Source organism: Micromonospora sp. NPDC003241 (assembly GCF_053589795.1).
This window is the reverse complement of record NZ_JBSFSO010000004.1, coordinates 192829-210178: the sequence shown is the minus strand read 5'-3', so window position 1 is coordinate 210178 and position 17350 is coordinate 192829. Positions and strand designations below refer to the sequence as shown.

7 protein-coding genes are annotated in these 17350 nt (G+C 74.8%); 2 read left to right on the top strand and 5 right to left on the bottom strand.

Features of this window, described 5'->3' with window-relative positions:
• Both ACWDVW_RS05710 and ACWDVW_RS05705 read left to right on the top strand, forming a co-directional pair.
• Positions 1-1026, top strand: a complete 1026-nt coding sequence (locus ACWDVW_RS05710; protein ID WP_396750975.1) for a methyltransferase — start codon at positions 1-3, stop codon at positions 1024-1026.
• A complete protein-coding gene (locus ACWDVW_RS05705; RefSeq protein WP_449945284.1) occupies positions 1023-2618 on the top strand; it encodes an AMP-binding protein in 1596 nt (531 codons plus the stop codon). The genes ACWDVW_RS05710 and ACWDVW_RS05705 overlap by 4 nt, the downstream gene beginning before the upstream one ends.
• Here ACWDVW_RS05705 and ACWDVW_RS05700 read toward each other — a convergent pair.
• The 5 genes from ACWDVW_RS05700 to ACWDVW_RS05680 are packed head-to-tail and all read right to left on the bottom strand — an operon-like array spanning position 2593 to position 17249.
• Positions 2593-3348, bottom strand: coding sequence for a thioesterase II family protein (locus tag ACWDVW_RS05700; RefSeq protein ID WP_449945281.1), 756 nt, complete (start codon positions 3346-3348; stop codon positions 2593-2595). The two genes, ACWDVW_RS05705 and ACWDVW_RS05700, sit on opposite strands and share 26 nt — an antisense overlap.
• Positions 3345-4511 carry a Gfo/Idh/MocA family oxidoreductase gene (locus tag ACWDVW_RS05695; protein ID WP_449945278.1) on the bottom strand — a complete coding sequence of 389 codons (1167 nt, stop codon included), beginning with the start codon at positions 4509-4511 and terminating at the stop codon, positions 3345-3347. The genes ACWDVW_RS05700 and ACWDVW_RS05695 overlap by 4 nt, the downstream gene beginning before the upstream one ends.
• Entirely contained in the window at positions 4508-5581 is a 1074-nt protein-coding gene (locus ACWDVW_RS05690; RefSeq protein WP_449945275.1) for a saccharopine dehydrogenase NADP-binding domain-containing protein, read from the bottom strand. Before ACWDVW_RS05690 ends, ACWDVW_RS05695 begins: the two co-directional genes overlap by 4 nt.
• Positions 5578-10782: an amino acid adenylation domain-containing protein gene (locus ACWDVW_RS05685; protein WP_449945272.1), complete on the bottom strand. Its 5205-nt coding sequence runs from the start codon at positions 10780-10782 to the stop codon at positions 5578-5580. The genes ACWDVW_RS05690 and ACWDVW_RS05685 overlap by 4 nt, the downstream gene beginning before the upstream one ends.
• Positions 10779-17249, bottom strand: coding sequence for an amino acid adenylation domain-containing protein (locus ACWDVW_RS05680; protein WP_449945269.1), 6471 nt, complete (start codon positions 17247-17249; stop codon positions 10779-10781). Before ACWDVW_RS05680 ends, ACWDVW_RS05685 begins: the two co-directional genes overlap by 4 nt.
• Positions 17250-17350: the final 101 nt, after the last annotated feature.

The following is a 17350-nucleotide window of genomic DNA, read 5'->3' as shown; positions in this document are numbered from 1 at the left end:
ATGCTGACGAGACGACGTCCCCGCATCGACGTACCGGCCATCCTGCGGCTGATGGAGGTGGGCGACTACCTGCTGCCGTACACGATCCGGGCGGTCTGCCTGCTGCGGGTGGCCGACCAGCTCGCGGACGGGCCGATGGCCGCCGCCGACCTGGCCCGCGCCTGCGACGCCCACGAGCCCTCGCTGACCAAGGCGCTGCGGTACCTGGCCTCCCGGGACCTGTTCGCCGAAGTCACGCCGGGCGAGTTCGGGCTGACCCCGATGGCCGACCTGCTGCGCGCCGACCACCCGTACTCGGCCCGGGACATCTTCCTCTCCCCCGTGGTGTGCACCCGGGCGATGGAGGGACTGGACCACACGCTGCGCACCGGTGAGGGCGCCTTCGACGCGGTGCACGGCGTCGGCATGTGGGACCACTTCGGGCAGCACCCCGGCGACGGCGAGGCGTTCGACAAGGTGATGAGCGGGGTCACCGGGATGGAGCTGGAGGCCATCCTGCGCGCCTCGGACTGGTCCCGGTTCGGCACCGTGGTCGACGTCGGCGGCGGCAACGGCCGCTTCCTCGCCGACCTGCTGGGCCGCTTCCCCCGGATGCGCGGTGTGCTGTTCGACAAGCCCGGCGTGGTGGCGAACGCGCCGGAGACCTTCGCCACGGCCGGCGTCACCGACCGGGTACGCGTGGTGCCCGGCAGCTTCCTCACCGACGACATCCCGGCCGGCGGCGACGCGTACGTGCTCAAGCGGATCCTCTACAGCTGGAGCGACGAGGAGGCGACCGGGGTGCTGCGGCGCATCCGGGCCGCGATGTCCCCGCAGGGCCGGGTGTTCATCCTCGAGGCCGGACGGCAGTCCGAGGCGGAGAGCACCCCGCTGGCCCGCCGGATGGACATGCTGATGCTGACGTTGAGCGCGGGCGGCGCGCGCAGCCTGGACGAGCAGCGGGCGATCCTGGCCGGGGCCGGACTGGAACTGGTCGAGGCGACGCAGACCCCGATGTTCCCGGTGATCGAGGCCCGACCGGTATGACCGGGCTGCTGTCCTGGCTGGCGCAGCCGCGCGCCGACCGGGGCATCCGGTTCTCCCGCCCGGACGGGGACTGGGACCGGTGGTCGTACGCGCGACTGGCCCGGCTGGCCCACGGACACGCCGCCGGGCTGGCCGCGCGGGGCGTACGCCCGGACGACGTGGTCGGGGTGGTGCTGCCCTCCGGGCCCGGATTCGTCGGCACCCTGTTCGGCGCGCTGCTGGCCGGGGCGACGGTCTCCCCGCTCGCCCCGCCCGCCGCCTTCGGCGACCCCGACCGGTACGCCGAGCACCTGGGCGCCGCCCTGGCGGCGATGCGGCCCCGGCTGCTGGTGGTCGACGCCACGTCCGCGCCCTCGGTGGCCCGGGCGGCGGCCGACGCCGGGGTGTCCACGGTCGACGTCGCGGACCTGCCCGCCGAGGTGGCGGAGCCGGTGGCGGTCGCGTCGGCCCGGGTGGCGCTGCTCCAGTTCACCTCCGGCACCACCGGCGCGGTGCGCGGGGTGCGGGTGCCGCGTACCGCCCTGGAGGCCAACATCGCGGCCGTCCAGGACTGGCTGGAGATGACCCCCGACGACGCGACCGCCTCGTGGCTGCCGGTGCACCACGACATGGGTCTGGTCGGCTGCCTGCTGGCACCCGTGGTCACCGGCGCCGACCTGTGGCTGCTCACCCCGGCGGAGTTCGTCCGGCGACCCAGCCGCTATCTGGAGTGCTTCGGCCGCGCCGGGGCCCGGCTGACCGCGATGCCCGGCTTCGGGCTGGCGCACGTGCTGCGGCGGGTCCGCCCCGAGCAGCTCGCCGGGCTGGACTTCCGGCAGTGGCGGGCGGTCATCGTCGGCGCCGAACGGATCCCGCCGGCCACCCTGGCCGCCTTCGCCGACCTGCTCGCTCCGCACGGGCTGCGCCGCGAGGCGCTGCTGCCCGCGTACGGGCTGGCGGAGGCGACGCTGGCGGTGACCGGGCTGCCGCTGCGGACCGGGTGGCGGCAGGTGCCCGGCCCGGACGGCGTACCCGTGGTGGGCTGCGGTGGGCCGGTGACCGGGGCCCGGATCGCGGTGGTCGACGACGACGCCCGGCCGGTCGACGACGGGACGGTCGGTGAGATCGTGGTCGGCGGCGCGTCGGTCGCCGACGGGTACGCGGGCGGGCCGCCCTTCGACGGCACGGTCCGCACCGGCGACGCCGGCTTCCTGCGGGACGGGCAGCTCTTCGTGCTGGGCCGCCTCGGTGACAGCCTGAAGGTCCACGGCCGGACGGTGTTCGCCGAGGACGTCGACGCGGTGCTCGGCGCGGCCCTGGACGCGCCGCCCGGACGGCTGGCCACCGTGCTCGGCTTGGTGGCGGGCGCCCCGACCGTGGTGGTCCACCTGGAACATCCCCGGCCGGACTGGCTGCCCCGGATCCCCGCCCTGGTCGCGCCGCTGGTGCCGGGGGCCGACGTGCACGTGGTGCCGGTGCCGTCTGGCACCATCCCGCGTACCACCAGCGGCAAGCCGAGACGGCGTCAGCTGTGGCGGCGGCACCTGGACGGGTCCGCGCACCCGCCGCACGACGCGGCGGGCCCGGTCAGGTCAGGCCGAGGCTCCGGATGACGCCGGCCAGCACCTTCGTCCGGTGCGGCACCAGATAGAAGTGGTCGCCGTCGAAGACGGTCAGGTCGAAGGCGGCCCGGGTGTAGCCGGCCCAGGCCGCCACCTCGTCCACCGCCGCCTCGGTGTCCACGTCGCCGACCAGCGCCGAGACGGGCGTGGCCAACGGCGCGGCGTCGACCGGGCGGTAGCTCTCGATCAGCCGGTAGTCCGCCCGCAGCGTCGGCATCAGCGCCGACCGCAGCTGCGGGTTCTCCAGCGCCGCCGGGTCGGTGCCGCCCAACCGGCGCAGCTCGTCCCAGAGGTCGTCGTCCGGGCCGAGGTGCTTGCTGCCCGGCCGATGGTGGCACGGCGCGGGACGTCCCGAGACGAACAGGTGCGCCAGAGGCGCGGCGTGCCGCCGCTCCAGCCGGCGCGCCACCTCGTACGCGACGGCGGCGCCCATGCTGTGGCCGAACAGGGCGATCGGCAGGTCACGCCGGGGCGCGAGCACGTCGGTGACCATGTCCGCCAGCACCGGCATGGCGGTCAGCGCGGGCTCGGCGATCCGGTCCAGCCGGCCCGGGTACTGCACCGCCAGCACCTCGACGTCGTCCGGCAACTCCCGGGCCCAGCTCCGATAGAACGGGGCGCTGCCGGTGGCGTGCGGGAAGCAGACCAGGCGCACGGTGGCCGCCGGCCGGGGCCGGTAGCAGCGCAGCCACCGTCGCGCGCTGGTCTCCACCGAGGTCACCCGCCCACTCCCGCCGGCTCCCGCGTCTGCGCCGGGTCGGCCACCGCCGCCTCACCGGCCGCCGCCAGGGCCGCCAGGTCCTCCGCGCCGAGCATCCGGGGCGGCTCGGCGGAGACCAGCTCCGGTGGGCCGAGGATCGCGGTCAGCTCCTGCCACAGTTGGCACAGCGTCAGGTGGTACTGCCCCTGCCGCAGCGGGTCCTCGCCCCGCTCGACGGTGTCCCGCAGGGTCCACAGTGCCCGCCGGACGCCCTGCGGCCAGGTGGTGCCGAAGACCGTGTCGTAGTGCGGCACCTCGCTCGGGCCGAAGGTGACCGCGCTCGGGGTGCTGGTGTCCCGGTCGGCGGCGAAGTGCGGGTCGGCGCCGATGCCGGCGACCTCGCGGGGGAAGTCGGGCCGGGCGGTCCACACCGTCGGGCCGTGCGTGCCGACGAGCGTGAGATTGCCGGCCTCGGTGCCGATGGTGATGCGGTGCATCAGGTGGGCGTAGTTGTCCGGGTCGGCCGGGTCCATCTGGTTCTGCACCCGCAGCGTGACCGGCACTCCGGCCAGCACCCCGTCCAGGCTGCGGAAGGGCAGGTCCAGCTCGGTCGCCGAGGTGACCGTCGGGGGCAGCGCCGGCAGCTCGGTGAACCGCCACGGTCGCACCCCGCCGAGCGCCTGACCGAGCAGATCCAGCAGCGAGTACGCCAGCTGGAAGCCGCAGGCCACGTCGAGGTAGCGCGGTGGCTGGCGACGCAGCAGCTCGCCCGCCGCGCCGAGGAACCGGCGGACCGGGGTGATGTGCCGGTAGAACGGGTTGAGCTGGTACACCACCTTGTGCCGGCGGGCCTGGCGCAGGCAGCGGGCCAGCTCGTCGTGGTGCAGCGGGTGCTCCTGGAGCACGTGTACGCCCCGCGCCATCAACTCCATGGCCAGCTCGGAGCCACGGCCACCGAGCAGCCCGCCCCGGATGACCACGCAGGCGATGTCGATGTCGTCGGGCAACTGGTCCACCGCCGTGTACAGCGGCACGCCGTAGTGCGCGGCGCAGGCCCGGGACCGTTCGCTGCCACCGGCGAGGACACCGGCGAGCTGGAAGCTCGGGTCCGCCTCGCGGAAGGACTCCAGATAGACCTGGCCGAACCGGGTGCCGCAGACGACCACCCGGGTGGGTCGCTTCATATCACGTCCTCCTCGTACTGCTCGACGGCGGAGACGTCCGCCACCACGGTGGCCAGCGGCACCGCCGGCACCGCCGCCAGTTCGGTGACGGTGGCGATCGGGTCGAGGACCTCGTCGGCGTGCCAGACGCCCGGCGGCACCGCGCCGGCCAGCACCGCCCGGGCCGTCAGCGCGGCGATGCTGCCGGTGAGTTCGCTGGCGCCGGTGCTGCGGACCACGGCGGTCCGCTCCCCACTCGGCCCCGATAAGGTCACCACCAGGTTCTGGTACGCCGGGTGGCCGAACAGGTCCAGCTCGGCCGCCCGGCACAGTCGCTCGCCGGACTCCCGGTGCCCGCCCTCGGCGGTCCCGGGAACGGCCCGCAGCGCGGCCAGCACCCGTTCACCGGCGAAGACCGAATACCAGTCGACCTGTCGCAGCCCCAGCGCGGCGGCCACCCGGGCGGTCTCGGTGCCCAGGTAGGGCTGTGCGGTGACCGGCTCGGGGAACCACGGCAGGGTCAGCTCCGACACCGGGCGCAGCGCGTTGCGCACCACCCGGCCGTCCCGCCAGGCCGCGGCGGGCCAGCCGAAACTCTCGTCGGCGGCGACGTAGTCCACGGCGGCGGTCAGGGTGAACCGGTCCCGCCCACCGACGTAGCCGGTCAGCCGCTCGCCGTCGGGCAGGTGGGCGGCCAACAGCCGGGGCAGCAGCCCGGTCAGTCCGGGCATCATGCCGGCCGACACCACCGCCGCCCGACCGCTGCCGTCGGCCACCGCCGCCACCGCGGCGTGCAGCGCGTCGTCACCGGCCGCGTCGACGTAGTCGGCACCGGCCGCCACCGCCGCGCGGGCCACCTGGTCGACAAGTTCCACGGCCGGGCCGGCGCAGTTGAGCACCACCCGGGCACCGGCGCAGAACCGGGCCAGGTCGGCCGCGTCGCGGGCGTCCACGACTATCCGGTCGACGCCGTCGAGCTGCGGGGGACGCCGGGCGCCCACTCGCAGCGGGCCGACGTCCCAGGACCGCAGCAGCGTCACCGCCGCCCGCCCGACCGCCCCGGAGGCGCCGAGCACGGCGACAGCGGTCACCGCGCCGGCTCCGGGTCGAGGGCCGCCAGCGCGGTCCCGGCCGCCGGACCCAGCACCGTCAGGTGGTCGGCGTCCACGTCGACGGTGCGGACGTCGCCCAGGCACAGGTCGGCCCAGAACTCCAGGTCCTGCGCGTCGTAGGGCACCGCGCCGGTGGGCCGCAGCACGACGAGGTCACCGGCGTAGAGCGTCGGCTCGTGTCGGGCGACGGCCGCCAGTCGCGCGGCGAAGTCCTCGCCGGGCTCCCCGGCAGCACCGGTCTCCGCCTGATACGCCGCCGCCGGGTCACCGCCGGGGGTCGGCCGCCACGGCGAGATCAGCACCACCGCGTCGACCTGCCCGCCGGCCTCGATCAGCGACCGGGCCACCTCCAGCGTGGCCGTGGCGCCGAGGCCGTACCCGACCAGCCGTACCGCCGGGTGTCCGGCCGTGGTGACCAGCCGGGCCTGCGCGGCGGCGACCCGGAGCAGGTCGTCGGCCGCGCCCGGGGCCAACCCGAGCACCGGTCCGGTCGCCGCCAGGTGCGGCACCAGACCCGCGTACGGGTCGGCGTCCGCACCGCCGGGCACCAGTACCCAGGGCACCCCCTCGGCGCCCTCGTGCCGCAGCCACAGCCCGTCCCCGCTCGACGTGGTCGGCTCCGACGGCGACGCGGTGACCGGGGTGGCCGACTCCGCCTCGATGTGCCCGGCGAGCGCGGCCACCGTGGGCTGCTCCAGCACCTGCCGCAGCAACTGGTCGAAGAAGAGACCGGCGGCCTGCGGGACCTCCTCCAGGATCCGGCCGGTGATCTGCGCCGCGACCAGGGAGTCCCCGCCGAGTTCGAAGAGGTTCTCGTCCCGGCCGACCCGGGGCAGCCGCAGCGCCTCGGCCCAGACCGCCGCGATCCGGCGTTCCAGGTCGCTGCCGAGGGCACCGGACGACCCGGCGGTGGTCGTCGTGCCCCGCCGGGGCAGTCGACGGCGCAGCGCCGCCCGGTCGACCTTGCCGTTGGCGTTGAGCGGCAGGGCGTCGACGACCTGGACCACCGAGGGCACCATGTACTGCGGCAGTCGCCCGGCCAGGTGCTCGGTCAGGTCGTCGCGGGAGATCCGCACCCGGTCGGTCTTGAACCGGGCGGCCAGCACGCACATGCCCAGCTCGGCGATGAAGCCGTCCGGCTCGGGCAGGCACAGCGGCCGGGTCGCGCCCGCCGCGCCCAGCACGTCCAGCCAGGAGCGTCGGTCGAGGAACACCTGCTCGGTGCCCTGACGCAGGTCGGTGAAGTCGGCCGTGGCCTCGTCCACCCGGACCAGCAGTTCCAGCGACGTCATGATCTGGTGGTGGTCGCGGGTCATCTCGCAGGCGACCAGCCAGCCCTGCGGGGCGAGCACCTCGCGCAGCCGGTCCAGCGCGCGGCCCACGTCGGCGCTGGCGTGCAGCACGTCGCCGGCCACGATCACGTCGAAGGAGTTCGGGGAGAGCCCCTGCCCGGCCAGGTCCCGGTCGATGTCGACCGCCTCCAGGCGCAGGCTGGGCCGCTCGCCGAACCGGGTCCGCAGCTCGCCCAGGAAGAACGGGGACAGGTCGGTGGCCAGGTAGTCCACCTCGTGCCCGTCCAGCGCGGCGAGCACGGCGGCGGTGGTGCCACCGGCCCCGGCCCCCACCTCCAGCACCCGCAGCGCACCGGGTTCGATCCGCTGCTCGGCGATCCGCCGTACCAGGGCCGCCGCCGCCTCGTTGGCCCACCGGTTGAACAGTGTGCGTTCGTAGAGGCCCTGCGAGACGTCCACCCGGCCCTGCGGGAACAGCAGCGCCAGCGGGTCGTCCTCGCCGCGCAGCAGCGCGGGCAGTTGCGCGGTGCTGGCCCGGAAGTAGTCCAGCAGGTCCCGCTCCTCGGCGTCGGCGAGCTGCGCGACCTCCCGCCATCCGGCGTCGGTGTCCGCCGCCGCGCCCGCCGGGGTCAGCCCGTACCGGCCGTCGGCGTCCTGGTCGAGCAGGCCGGCACCGGTGAGCGCGCGCAGCCAGCGCCGGACCAGCCGGTGGTGGCGGGGCGCGACGTGCGCGGTCTCCAGCAGGTCCGCCAGCGGGTGCCGGCTGCCGGCGGCGAACAGCCCGGCGGCGCGGAACGCGTCCACCATGGCCGGCAGCGCGACGTCGTCCAGCCGGTGCGCGTACGCGAGGTAGCGCTCCCGGTCGACACCGGCGAGCGTGCTGTCCGCGTCGGCGCAGGCGTCCTCGCCGAGCTGCCCGACGGCCGCCTGGTCGTGCTCGGCCTGTGCGGCGGTGACCGGCCGTCCGGCCGGTTCGACGAACGCGGCCAGCCGGCGCTCCAGCGGGGTGTCCCCGTCGACCACCACGACCGCCCCGGCGACCGCCGGGTGTCCGCCCAGCGCCGCCTCGATCTCGGCCAGCTCGATCCGGTAGCCCCGGATCTTGACCTGGAGGTCCTCCCGGCCGAGGAACTCGATGGTGCCGTCGGGCAGGTACCGGCCCAGGTCACCGGTGCGGTACAGCCGCTCACCGGTCTGCGGGTGCACGACGAAGCGCTCGGCGGTGCGCTCGCGGTCGTTGAGGTAGCCCACCGCCAGCCCCACGCCGCCGATGTACAGCTCACCGCTGACCAGGTCCGGGCGGGGCCGCAGGGCCGCGTCGAGCACGTGGAAGCTCTGGTTGGTCAGCGGACGACCGTACGGGATGCTGCGCCACTGGGGGTCGACCTGCTCGATCGGATACCAGATCGACCAGATGGACGCCTCGGTCGCCCCGCCGAGGCTGACGATCCGCAGTCCGGGCACCCGGGCGCGGATCTGGTCCGGCAGCGCCACCGGGATCCAGTCGCCGGAGAGCATCGCCAGCCGCAGCCCGGCCGGCACGGTGTCCGTGGCCGAGACGAGGTAGTCGTGCAGCATCTGCAACTGGGCGGGCACCGAGTTCCACACCGTGACGCCGTGCGTGCCGACCAGGTCGGCCCAGTGCGACGGGTCGCCCCGGCGCTGCGGGTCGGGCAGCACCACCGCACCGCCCACCGACAGCGGCCCGAAGATGTCGTACACCGACAGGTCGAAGCCGAGGTTGGAGAGGCCGAGCACCCGGTCGTCGGGGCCGACGCCGAAGCGGTCGTTGATGTCGAGCACGGTGTTCACCGCGCCCTGGTGATTGATCATGACGCCCTTGGGGGTGCCGGTGGAGCCGGAGGTGTGGATGACGTACGCCAACTCCTCCGGGTCGCCGGAGCCCTCGACCGGCTGCGGCTGCCCGGTGCCCAGCAGGTCCACGTCGAGCAGGCGCAGCCCCTCGGCCCAGCCGTCCCGGTCCACTGCGGACTGGGTGAGTGCGCAGCGGATCCCGGCGTTGGTCAGGATGGTCCGGCGGCGCGCCGCCGGTTGCGAGGTGTCCACCGGTACGTAGACGCAGCCGGCCAGCAACGCGCCGAGCACCGCGACGACCTGCTCCCAGCCCCGGTCCATGACCACCGCGACCAGTTCCTGGCGGCGGCAGCCGGCGGCGGTCAGCGCCTCGGCCACCCCGGCGGCCCGGCCGAGCAGCTCGGCGTAGTCGAGCGTACGGTCGGCGGCGACGACGGCGGGCCGGTCCGGGGTGCTCAGCGCCTGCAACACCACCCGGTCGTGCAGCATCCCGGCGGGGACCGGCGCCTGCGTCCGGTTGGTCTCGGCGCGGCGGTCCCGCGTCTCCTCGGGCGGGTCCGGGTGCCCGGTCCCGGTCCAGGCCGCGTCGTCGCCGGCCAGCCGGTGCAGCAACGCGTCGTACGCGGCGAACATGCCGTCGACCACGCCGGGCGGGAAGACCTCCTCCCGGACGTCCCAGTTGGACACCAGGCCGCCGTCGCGCTCGATGTTCTGGCAGTCGATCCAGACCTGCGGCGTCTGGCTGATCCCGTAGCCCAGCTCGCCCAGCGGCGCGCCGTCGGCGGCGGCTCCGGCCGAGGTGATGCCGATGGCGCTGGTGAACACCACCGGGAACAGCGCCGCCTCGGCGCCCTGCCGGCGGGCGATCTCCCGCATCACCTCGATGCCGCTGAACGAGCGGTGGTCCAGGTCCTCCCAGAGCTGGGCCTGCAGGTCCCGGGCCCGCTCGTCGAACCGACGGGTCGGGTCGGCGTCCACGGCCAGCAGGTCCACCGAGGTGAAGTCACCGACCAGGGCGTTGACCTGCTCGTGCACCGGTGCCCGGTTGAGCAGGGTGATGTCGAGGGTGAACCGGGACCGTCGGCTGTACGCGGCGATGGCGTCCGAGAACGCGGCCAGCACCGCACCGGACGGACTGACCCCGTGTCGGCCGGCGCGCTGCCGCAGCCCCTCCCAGACCTGCGGCGACAGCCGGGTCTCCCAGCGGCGGAAGCGGCCCTCGCTGTCGGCGGGGCGGGCCACCGTGGGCAGTTCCGGCGCGGCCGGCAGGTCGTCGACCCGGGCCAGCCACCACTGCTTGTCCCGCTCGTGGCGCGGGCTCTCCCGCACCGCGCGCTCGGCGAGCTGGTAGTCCCGGAAGGTGATCTCCAGGGGCGGCAGCGGCTCGTCCGGCCGGTGATAGAGCCGGTGCAGCTCGTCGAGGACCACCTGGACGCTGATGAAGTCGGCGATCAGGAAGTCGATCGACACGTGCAGCACGGTCCGGTGGTCGGCGCGGGTGATCCGGGCGGCGAACAGCGGCCACCGGTCGGGCGTGTGCACCAGGTGGTCCATCTCGGCGCGGACCGCGCTGACCGCCGCCTCGACCACCGCCTCGGGGCGGCCGGTCAGGTCGATCACCGGCACCTCGAACGGCGGCACCTCGGCGAGGACGCGCTGCGCGCCGTCGGCCTCCACCACCGCGCGGAGCATGTCGTGCCGGGCGATCAGGGCCCGCCAGGCGGCGGTCATCCGCTCCGGGTCCAGCTCGGGATAGACCAGTTCGCCGTAGCCGTGGCAGGCGACGCCGCCGTACGCGAACGTCTCGCCCCGCCCGAGCAGGTACGCCGCCTGCACGTCGGTGACCGGGAACGGGTCGTGCCGGTGCGCCCGGTCGGGGACCAGGGTGCCGTTGCCGGCGGCGTTGTCGAGGTGCGCCACGATCTCGTCGCGGCGGGCGCGCAACGCCTCGCGGCGATCCGGCGTCATCGCCCCCTGCGGTGCCCGGAAGCGCAGTTGACCGGCCTCCAACCAGACCCGTACCCCCACGCTCTCCAGCTCGGCGAGCAGGTCACCGGCGGACGACTGACTCATATCGTGCCCTCCTCGAAGTCACCGGGTTCCACCGCGCCGCGGTGGGCGTCGAAGACGTCTGCCAACTGCGCCACGGTCGGCGCCAGGAACAGTTGCCGCAGCGACAGCTCCACCCCGTGGCGCAGCCGCAGCGTCTCCACCAGCCGGGTGGCCAGCAGGCTGTCCCCGCCCAGGGCGAAGAAGCTCTGCTGCCGGCCGATCCGCTCGCAGTCGAGCACCTCGGCCCAGATCTCGGCGATCAGCTTCTCGCTGTCCCCGCGCGGGCTCTCGTCGGCCGCGTCGTCGGGTTCGGTGTCCACCTGGGCGGTCAACGCCCGACGGTCCACCTTGCCGTTGGCGGTCAGCGGCAGCCCGGGTACGCCGACCACCCGCTCCGGCACCATGTAGCTGGGCAGCCGAGACGCCAGGAAGCCGACCAGCGCCGCCTCGTCGACCGGCTCGTCGGCGGCGACCACGGCCAGCGCCAGCCGCCGGTGCGTACCCTCGCCGACGGTCAGCCCGACGGCGCGGGCCACCCCGGCGTACGCCTCCGCGGCCGCCTCGATCTCCCCCAGCTCGATCCGGTGCCCACGGATCTTGACCTGGAAGTCGACCCGGCCGAGGAACTCCAGCGTGCCGTCGGGCCAGTACCGGCCCAGGTCCCCGGTGCGGTACCACCGCGCTCCGTCCACGGTGACGAACTGCCGTGCGGTGGTCTCCGGGTCACCCCGGTAGCCCCGGGCCACCCCGACGCCGCCGATCCACAGCTCACCGGGCACCCAGTCCGGGCAGTCCCGGCCGCGTGGATCGACCACCCGGTAGCGCTGGTTGCGCAGCGGCAGCCCGTACGGCACGGACCGCCAGTGCGCGGGCACCACGTCGACCTCGCAGGCGTTGGACCAGATGGCCGCCTCGGTGGCCCCGCCCATCGCGACGAACCGGGCCTCGGGGCACCGGTCGCGCAGCCGGCCGGGCAGGTCGAGCCCGACCCAGTCGCCGGAGAGCAGGGCCAGCCGCAGCCGGTCGGGCAGACCGTCGCTGTCGGTGGCGACCAGCAGCATGTCCAGCAGCGCGGGCACCGAGTTCCAGACCGTGACACCGGCGCTGCGGGCGGCGGCGGCCCACCGGCGCGCCTCCCGCCGATCCTCGTCGGCGACGCAGACCACCGCGCCGCCGACGCCGAGCAGCCCGAACAGGTCGTACACGGAGAGGTCGAAGTCGAGCGCCGAGATGGCCAGCACCCGGTCGTCGGGGCCGACGCCGTAGCGGGTGTTGATGTCGTCGATGGTGTTCAGCGCGGCTCGGTGGGTGATCTCCACGCCCTTCGGCTCGCCGGTGGAGCCGGAGGTGAAGATGATGTAGGCGAGCTGCTCCGGGTCCACCTCGACGGGTGCGGGCAGCGGGGTGGCGGGCGTGTCCGGCGCCACCACCGGATGACCGGTGTCCAGGTCGGGTCGGGCGACGACGGCGCGTACCCCGGCCCGGGAGTAGATCCGGTCGCGGCGTTCGGCCGGTTGGTCGACGCCGACCGGGACGTAGTGGCCGCCCGCCGCGAGCACGCCGAGCACCGCGGCGACCTGGTCGACGCCGCGCGGCAGGGTGACCGCGACGGCGTCGCCGGGCTGGACGCCGTGCGCGCGCAACGCCCCGCCGAGGCGCAGCGCCCGCACGGCGAGTTCGCGGTAGTCGACCGCATCGCCGTCGGCGGTCACCACGGCCGTGGCGTCGGGCGTGGCGGTGGCGTGCGTGAAGAAGCCGGTGTGCAGCAGGCCGGTCGGCAGCGGGCCGGCGGTGTCGTTGACCGTGTCCCGGACCCGCCGCTGCGCCGCCGGCAGCGGGGCCGGGGGCACCGCGTCCCACTCCGCCGTGGTCAGCCGCAGCAGTAGCGCCCGGTACGCGTCGAACATGGCGTCGAGCAGTCCGGCCGGGAACAGTTCGTCGACCGAGTCCCAGTTGTAGACCAGCCCGCCGTCGCGCTCCATCACCTGGTTGTCGAGCCAGACCTGCGGGGTCTGCGAGATGCCCCAGACCAGCTCGCCGAAGGGGAACGACATCTCGCTCATGCCACCGGCGACGCCGAGCGCGCTGGTGAACACCACCGGCATGCTCACCGCGCCGCCCTGCTGGCGGCGGGCGAGTTCGCGAAGTACCCACAGCGCGGAGACCGAGTCGTGGGCCATCCCCTCCCAGACCTGCTCCTGGGTCCGCCGGACCACGTCCAGCCAGGTGTCCCCCTCCCCCGCCCGGTGCGCCAGCAGCAGCAGCGAGGTGAAGTCGCCGAGGATGTTGTTGATGTCGGGGTGCACGTCACGGCGGTTGAACAGGGTGAGGTTGAGGGTCAGCTCCCCGCGACCGCACCAGGCCGACAGCACCTCGGCGAAGGCGGCGGCCAGGACGCTGGCCGGGGTCACCCCGTGCCGCCGGGCCTGCTCGGTCAGCCGGGCCCACTGGGTCGGGTCGAGCCGGTCCTCCCGGCGGACGAAGCGCGGGGCGACCACGGTGTCCGGGTCCACGGCCAGCGGCAGCGGCGGCGCGGGCGGGAGGCTGTCCAGCCGCTCCCGCCAGTACCGCTGGTCGTCCTCCACGGCCGACGAGTCGGCCAGCACGTAGTCGCGGAAGGTCACCCCGACCGGCCGCAGCAATGCCGCCGGGTCGGTGTAGAGCGTGGTCAGCTCGTCGAAGAAGATCACGATGCTGAGCGCGTCGAGCACGATGTAGTCGAAGCTGAACCCGATGCGGACCCGGCCGTCGGCGTACCGGACGGCGGCGATCGCCAGCAGCGGCCAGCGGCTCGGGTCGGGGACCCGGTGGGCCATCCGCTCCCGCAGCTCGCGCAGTTCGGCGTCGCCGCCGTCGTGGACGGTGATCCGGAACCGGTCGACCTCGGCCAGCACCCGCTGGTCGCCGTCGTCGTCGAAGATCGCGCGGAGCATGTCGTGCCGGGTGACCAGCAGGTCGACCGCGTCCTCCAGCCGGTCCAGGTCGACGTCGGCACCGTCGAACTCCCAGTACCAGTGCGAGCCGACGCCACCGAGGGCGAACTCGCTGCTGCGCCCCAGCCAGTACGCCCGCTGCACGTCGGTGGGCGGGAAGGGCGCGTACCGGTTGGCCGGGTCGGAGCGCAGCTCGGCGGCGACCGGGCGGCTCCCCTCGACGCGGCGCAGGGTGGCGGCGAAGTCGGCCAGCACCGGGGTGGCGAAGAGTTGGCGCAGGTTCGCACCGTCCAGCCCGGCGGCGGCGAGCAGGGCCATCGACCGGGTGGCGACCAGGCTGTCGCCGCCCGCCGTGAAGAAGCTCTGCCGCCGCCCGACGGCGGGTACCCCGAGCAGGTCGGCCCAGATCCGAGCCACCTCGCGCTCGATCTCGCCGACCGGCGGTTCGAGCTGCTCGGGGCCGGGGCCGGCGGCCTCGACCAGCCGGGTCACCGCCCGCCGGTCGATCTTGGCGTTGGCCGACAGCGGCAGGTCGTCGGTGAGCACCACCCGCTCGGGCACCATGTACCCGGGCACCTGCTCGGCCAGCCAGTCGCGCAACGCGGCCGGGTCCAGGTCGGTGTCGGTGGTGACGGCGACGGCGAGCTGTCGGGGCGTACCGAGGGCGACCGCGACCGCGCGACGGACGGCGGGGTGCCGTTCCAACGCGGTCTCGATCTCCCCCAGCTCGATCCGGTGACCCCGAATCTTCACCTGGGCGTCGGCCCGGCCGAGGAACTCCACGGTGCCGTCCGGGTGGTAGCGGGCCAGGTCACCGCTGCGGTACCAGCGCACCCCGTCGATCTCGCGGAACTGCGCGGCGGTGCGGGCGGGGTCGCCGCGGTAGCCGTCGGCCACCGACCGGCCGCCGATCCAGAGTTCACCGGTGACCCAGTCGGGCCGGTCGCGGCCCGCCGGGTCGGTCACCCGCATGAGCTGGTTGGCCAGCGGCACGCCGTACGGCACCGAGCGCCAGTCGTCGGGCACCGGCACCGGCACCACCTGGACGGTGGAGTGGATCGCGGTCTCCGTGGTGCCGCCGAGCGCCACCAGGACCGCGCCCGGCGCCTGCGCGGCCAGCCGTCCGGCCAGGTCGAGCCCGACCCAGTCGCCGCCGAGCAGGGCCAGTCGCAGCGGCAGGTCGCCGTCGGTGCCGGTGGTCAGCAGCATGTCCAGCAACGCCGGCACGGACTGCCAGATCGTCACCCGGTGTCGCCGGACCAGGTCCACCCACCGGTCGGCGTCACGCCGCTCGTCCTCGCCAACGCAGACCAGCGCCGCACCGACGCTCAGCATGCCGAACATGTCGTACACGGAGAGGTCGAAGTCGAGGGCCGAGACCGCGAGCACCCGGTCGTCCGGGCCGACGTCGAAGCGCCGGTCGATGTCGTCGATCGTGTTGACCGCCGCCCGGTGCGGCACCTGCACGCCCTTCGGCTCACCCGTGGAGCCGGAGGTGAACAGCAGGTAGGCCGGGTCGTCGTCGCTGCCGGGTACCGGTCCGGCCGCCGGGTACGAGCGGTCCGCCACGTCGACCACGCACAGGTCCCCGGGCAGCTCCGGCAGGGGAACCCCGGCCACCACGTGCCGCACCCCGGCCACCGCGTGGATCCGCGCCCGGCGGGCGGCCGGCTGGTCGACGCCGACCGGCACGTACACGCCGCCGGCCCGCAGCACGCCGAGCACCGCGACGACCTGTCGGGGTCCCTTCTCGACGGTGACCGCCACCGGGTCGCCGGGGCGCAGCCCGTTGGCGACCAGCGCTCCGGCGACGCGGTCGGCCTGCGCGGCCAGGTCGCCGTAGTCGAGTCGACCGTCTGCGCCCCAGAGCAGCGCCGGACGGTCCGGTTCGGCGGCGGCCCGGGCGAAGAAGTCGTCGTGCAGCCGACGACGACGGACCGGACGGGCCGTGTCGTTGGCCGCCGCGCGGACCTGCCGGGTCCGCTCCGGCAGCAGTTCCGGCGGGTACCCGGCCCAGTCGGCGTCGTCGTCGAGCAGCCAGCCGAGGATCCGCAGGTACGCGTCGAACATCTCGCCGACCAGCCCGGCCGGGAAGAGTTCCTCGACGCAGTCCCAGTTCACGAACAGCCCGTGCTCGCGCTCGGTGACCTGCACGTCCAGCCACACCTGCGGGGTCTGCGACATGGTCCAGCCGGGTGCGCCGAAGCTCTCCCGCACCTCGCCGTCGAACAGTTCGCCGAGGCTGAGCGCGCTGGTGAAGACCACCGGGGCGCCGACGGGCGTACCGCCGCGCAGCCGGGTGAGGTCCCGCAGCACGTCCACTCCGGTGTAGCCGGGGTGCGCGGCGTCGGCCCGTAGCCGCTCCTGCACGGCGCGGGCGAAGGCGGCGAAGTCGCGCTCGGTGGTGGTGTCCACCTCCAGCAGCAGCAGGTTGGTGAAGTCGCCGACCAGGTGGGCGACGTCCGGGTGCACCGGCTGCCGGTCGTAGAGCGGCAGGTTGAGCAGGAACCGGCCGGCGGCGCTCCACCGGCCCAGCACGTGCCCGAAGGCGGCCAGGAACAGCACCGGCAGGGTCAGCCCGTAGGTGCGGGCGCGGCGGGTCAGTCGCTCGACCTGGTCGGCGGCGACCCAGTGGTGGTGCCGGACCACCCGCTGGCCGCTGACCTGCTGCGGGTCCACGGCCAGCGGCAGCTCCGGCGGGCCGGGCAGCTCGGGCAGCCGCGCCTGCCAGTACGCCTGGTCCGCGTCCCGCTCGCCGACCCGGCGCTCACGCAGGGTCGCCAGGTAGCTCGGGTAGTCCAGCGCGATCGGGGGCAGCTCGGCGTCCGGGTCCCGATAGAGGCGGGCGAGTTCCGACATCAGGATCCGGAAGCTGTGCGCGTCGGCCACCAGCATCTCGATGTGCACGTGGCAGCGCGTACCGCCGTCGGGCAGCAGCGAGAGCTGCACGTCGAAGACCTCGCCCCGGCCCACCTCCAGCCGCCGGTGCGACAGCCGGTCGCGCAGGTCGAGCAGGGTCCGCTCGGCCTCGGCGTGGTCGTGGGCCCGCAGGTCGTGCACGGTCAGGCCGGGCCACGGGCTCTCCGGCAGGATGCGCTGCCGGCCGTCGTCGTCGAAGCGGGCCCGCAGCATCCCGTGTCGGCGCAGCAGGGCACGGACCGCGACGTCGAGCCGGGCCGGGTCCACGCCGCTGCCGTCGAACTCGTTGTAGAAGTGCGCGCCGACGCCGCCGAGGGCCTGGCCGTCGCCCCGACCCACCCAGTACGCGTGTTGCATCGCGGCGAGGTCGAAGGGTTCGTCCGCGTCGACGACGGTCAGCGGCGGCGCGTCGGGCGTCACCGCGTCGGCGGGAGCCCGCCCGGCGACCATTGCCCACCAGTCGTCCAGTGTGCGTCCCTCGACCAGCTCCGCGAAGCTCACCGTCACGCCCCGCTGGTGCCAGCGGGCCACCAGTCGCATCACACCGATCGAGTCGAGACCGAGCTGGAGCAGGTCGGCGTCGTCCGCGACAGTGCCGGGTGGTTCACCGAGGACGGCCGCGATGTCGTCCCGCATGCCGTCCCGGGTGAAGGGTCGTGTGTGTTCGGCCTCGACGCCCAATCTGGGTCTCCCCTGTTCGACGGAGTTGTCCGGCACCGCCACACGAGTCCGTGCCG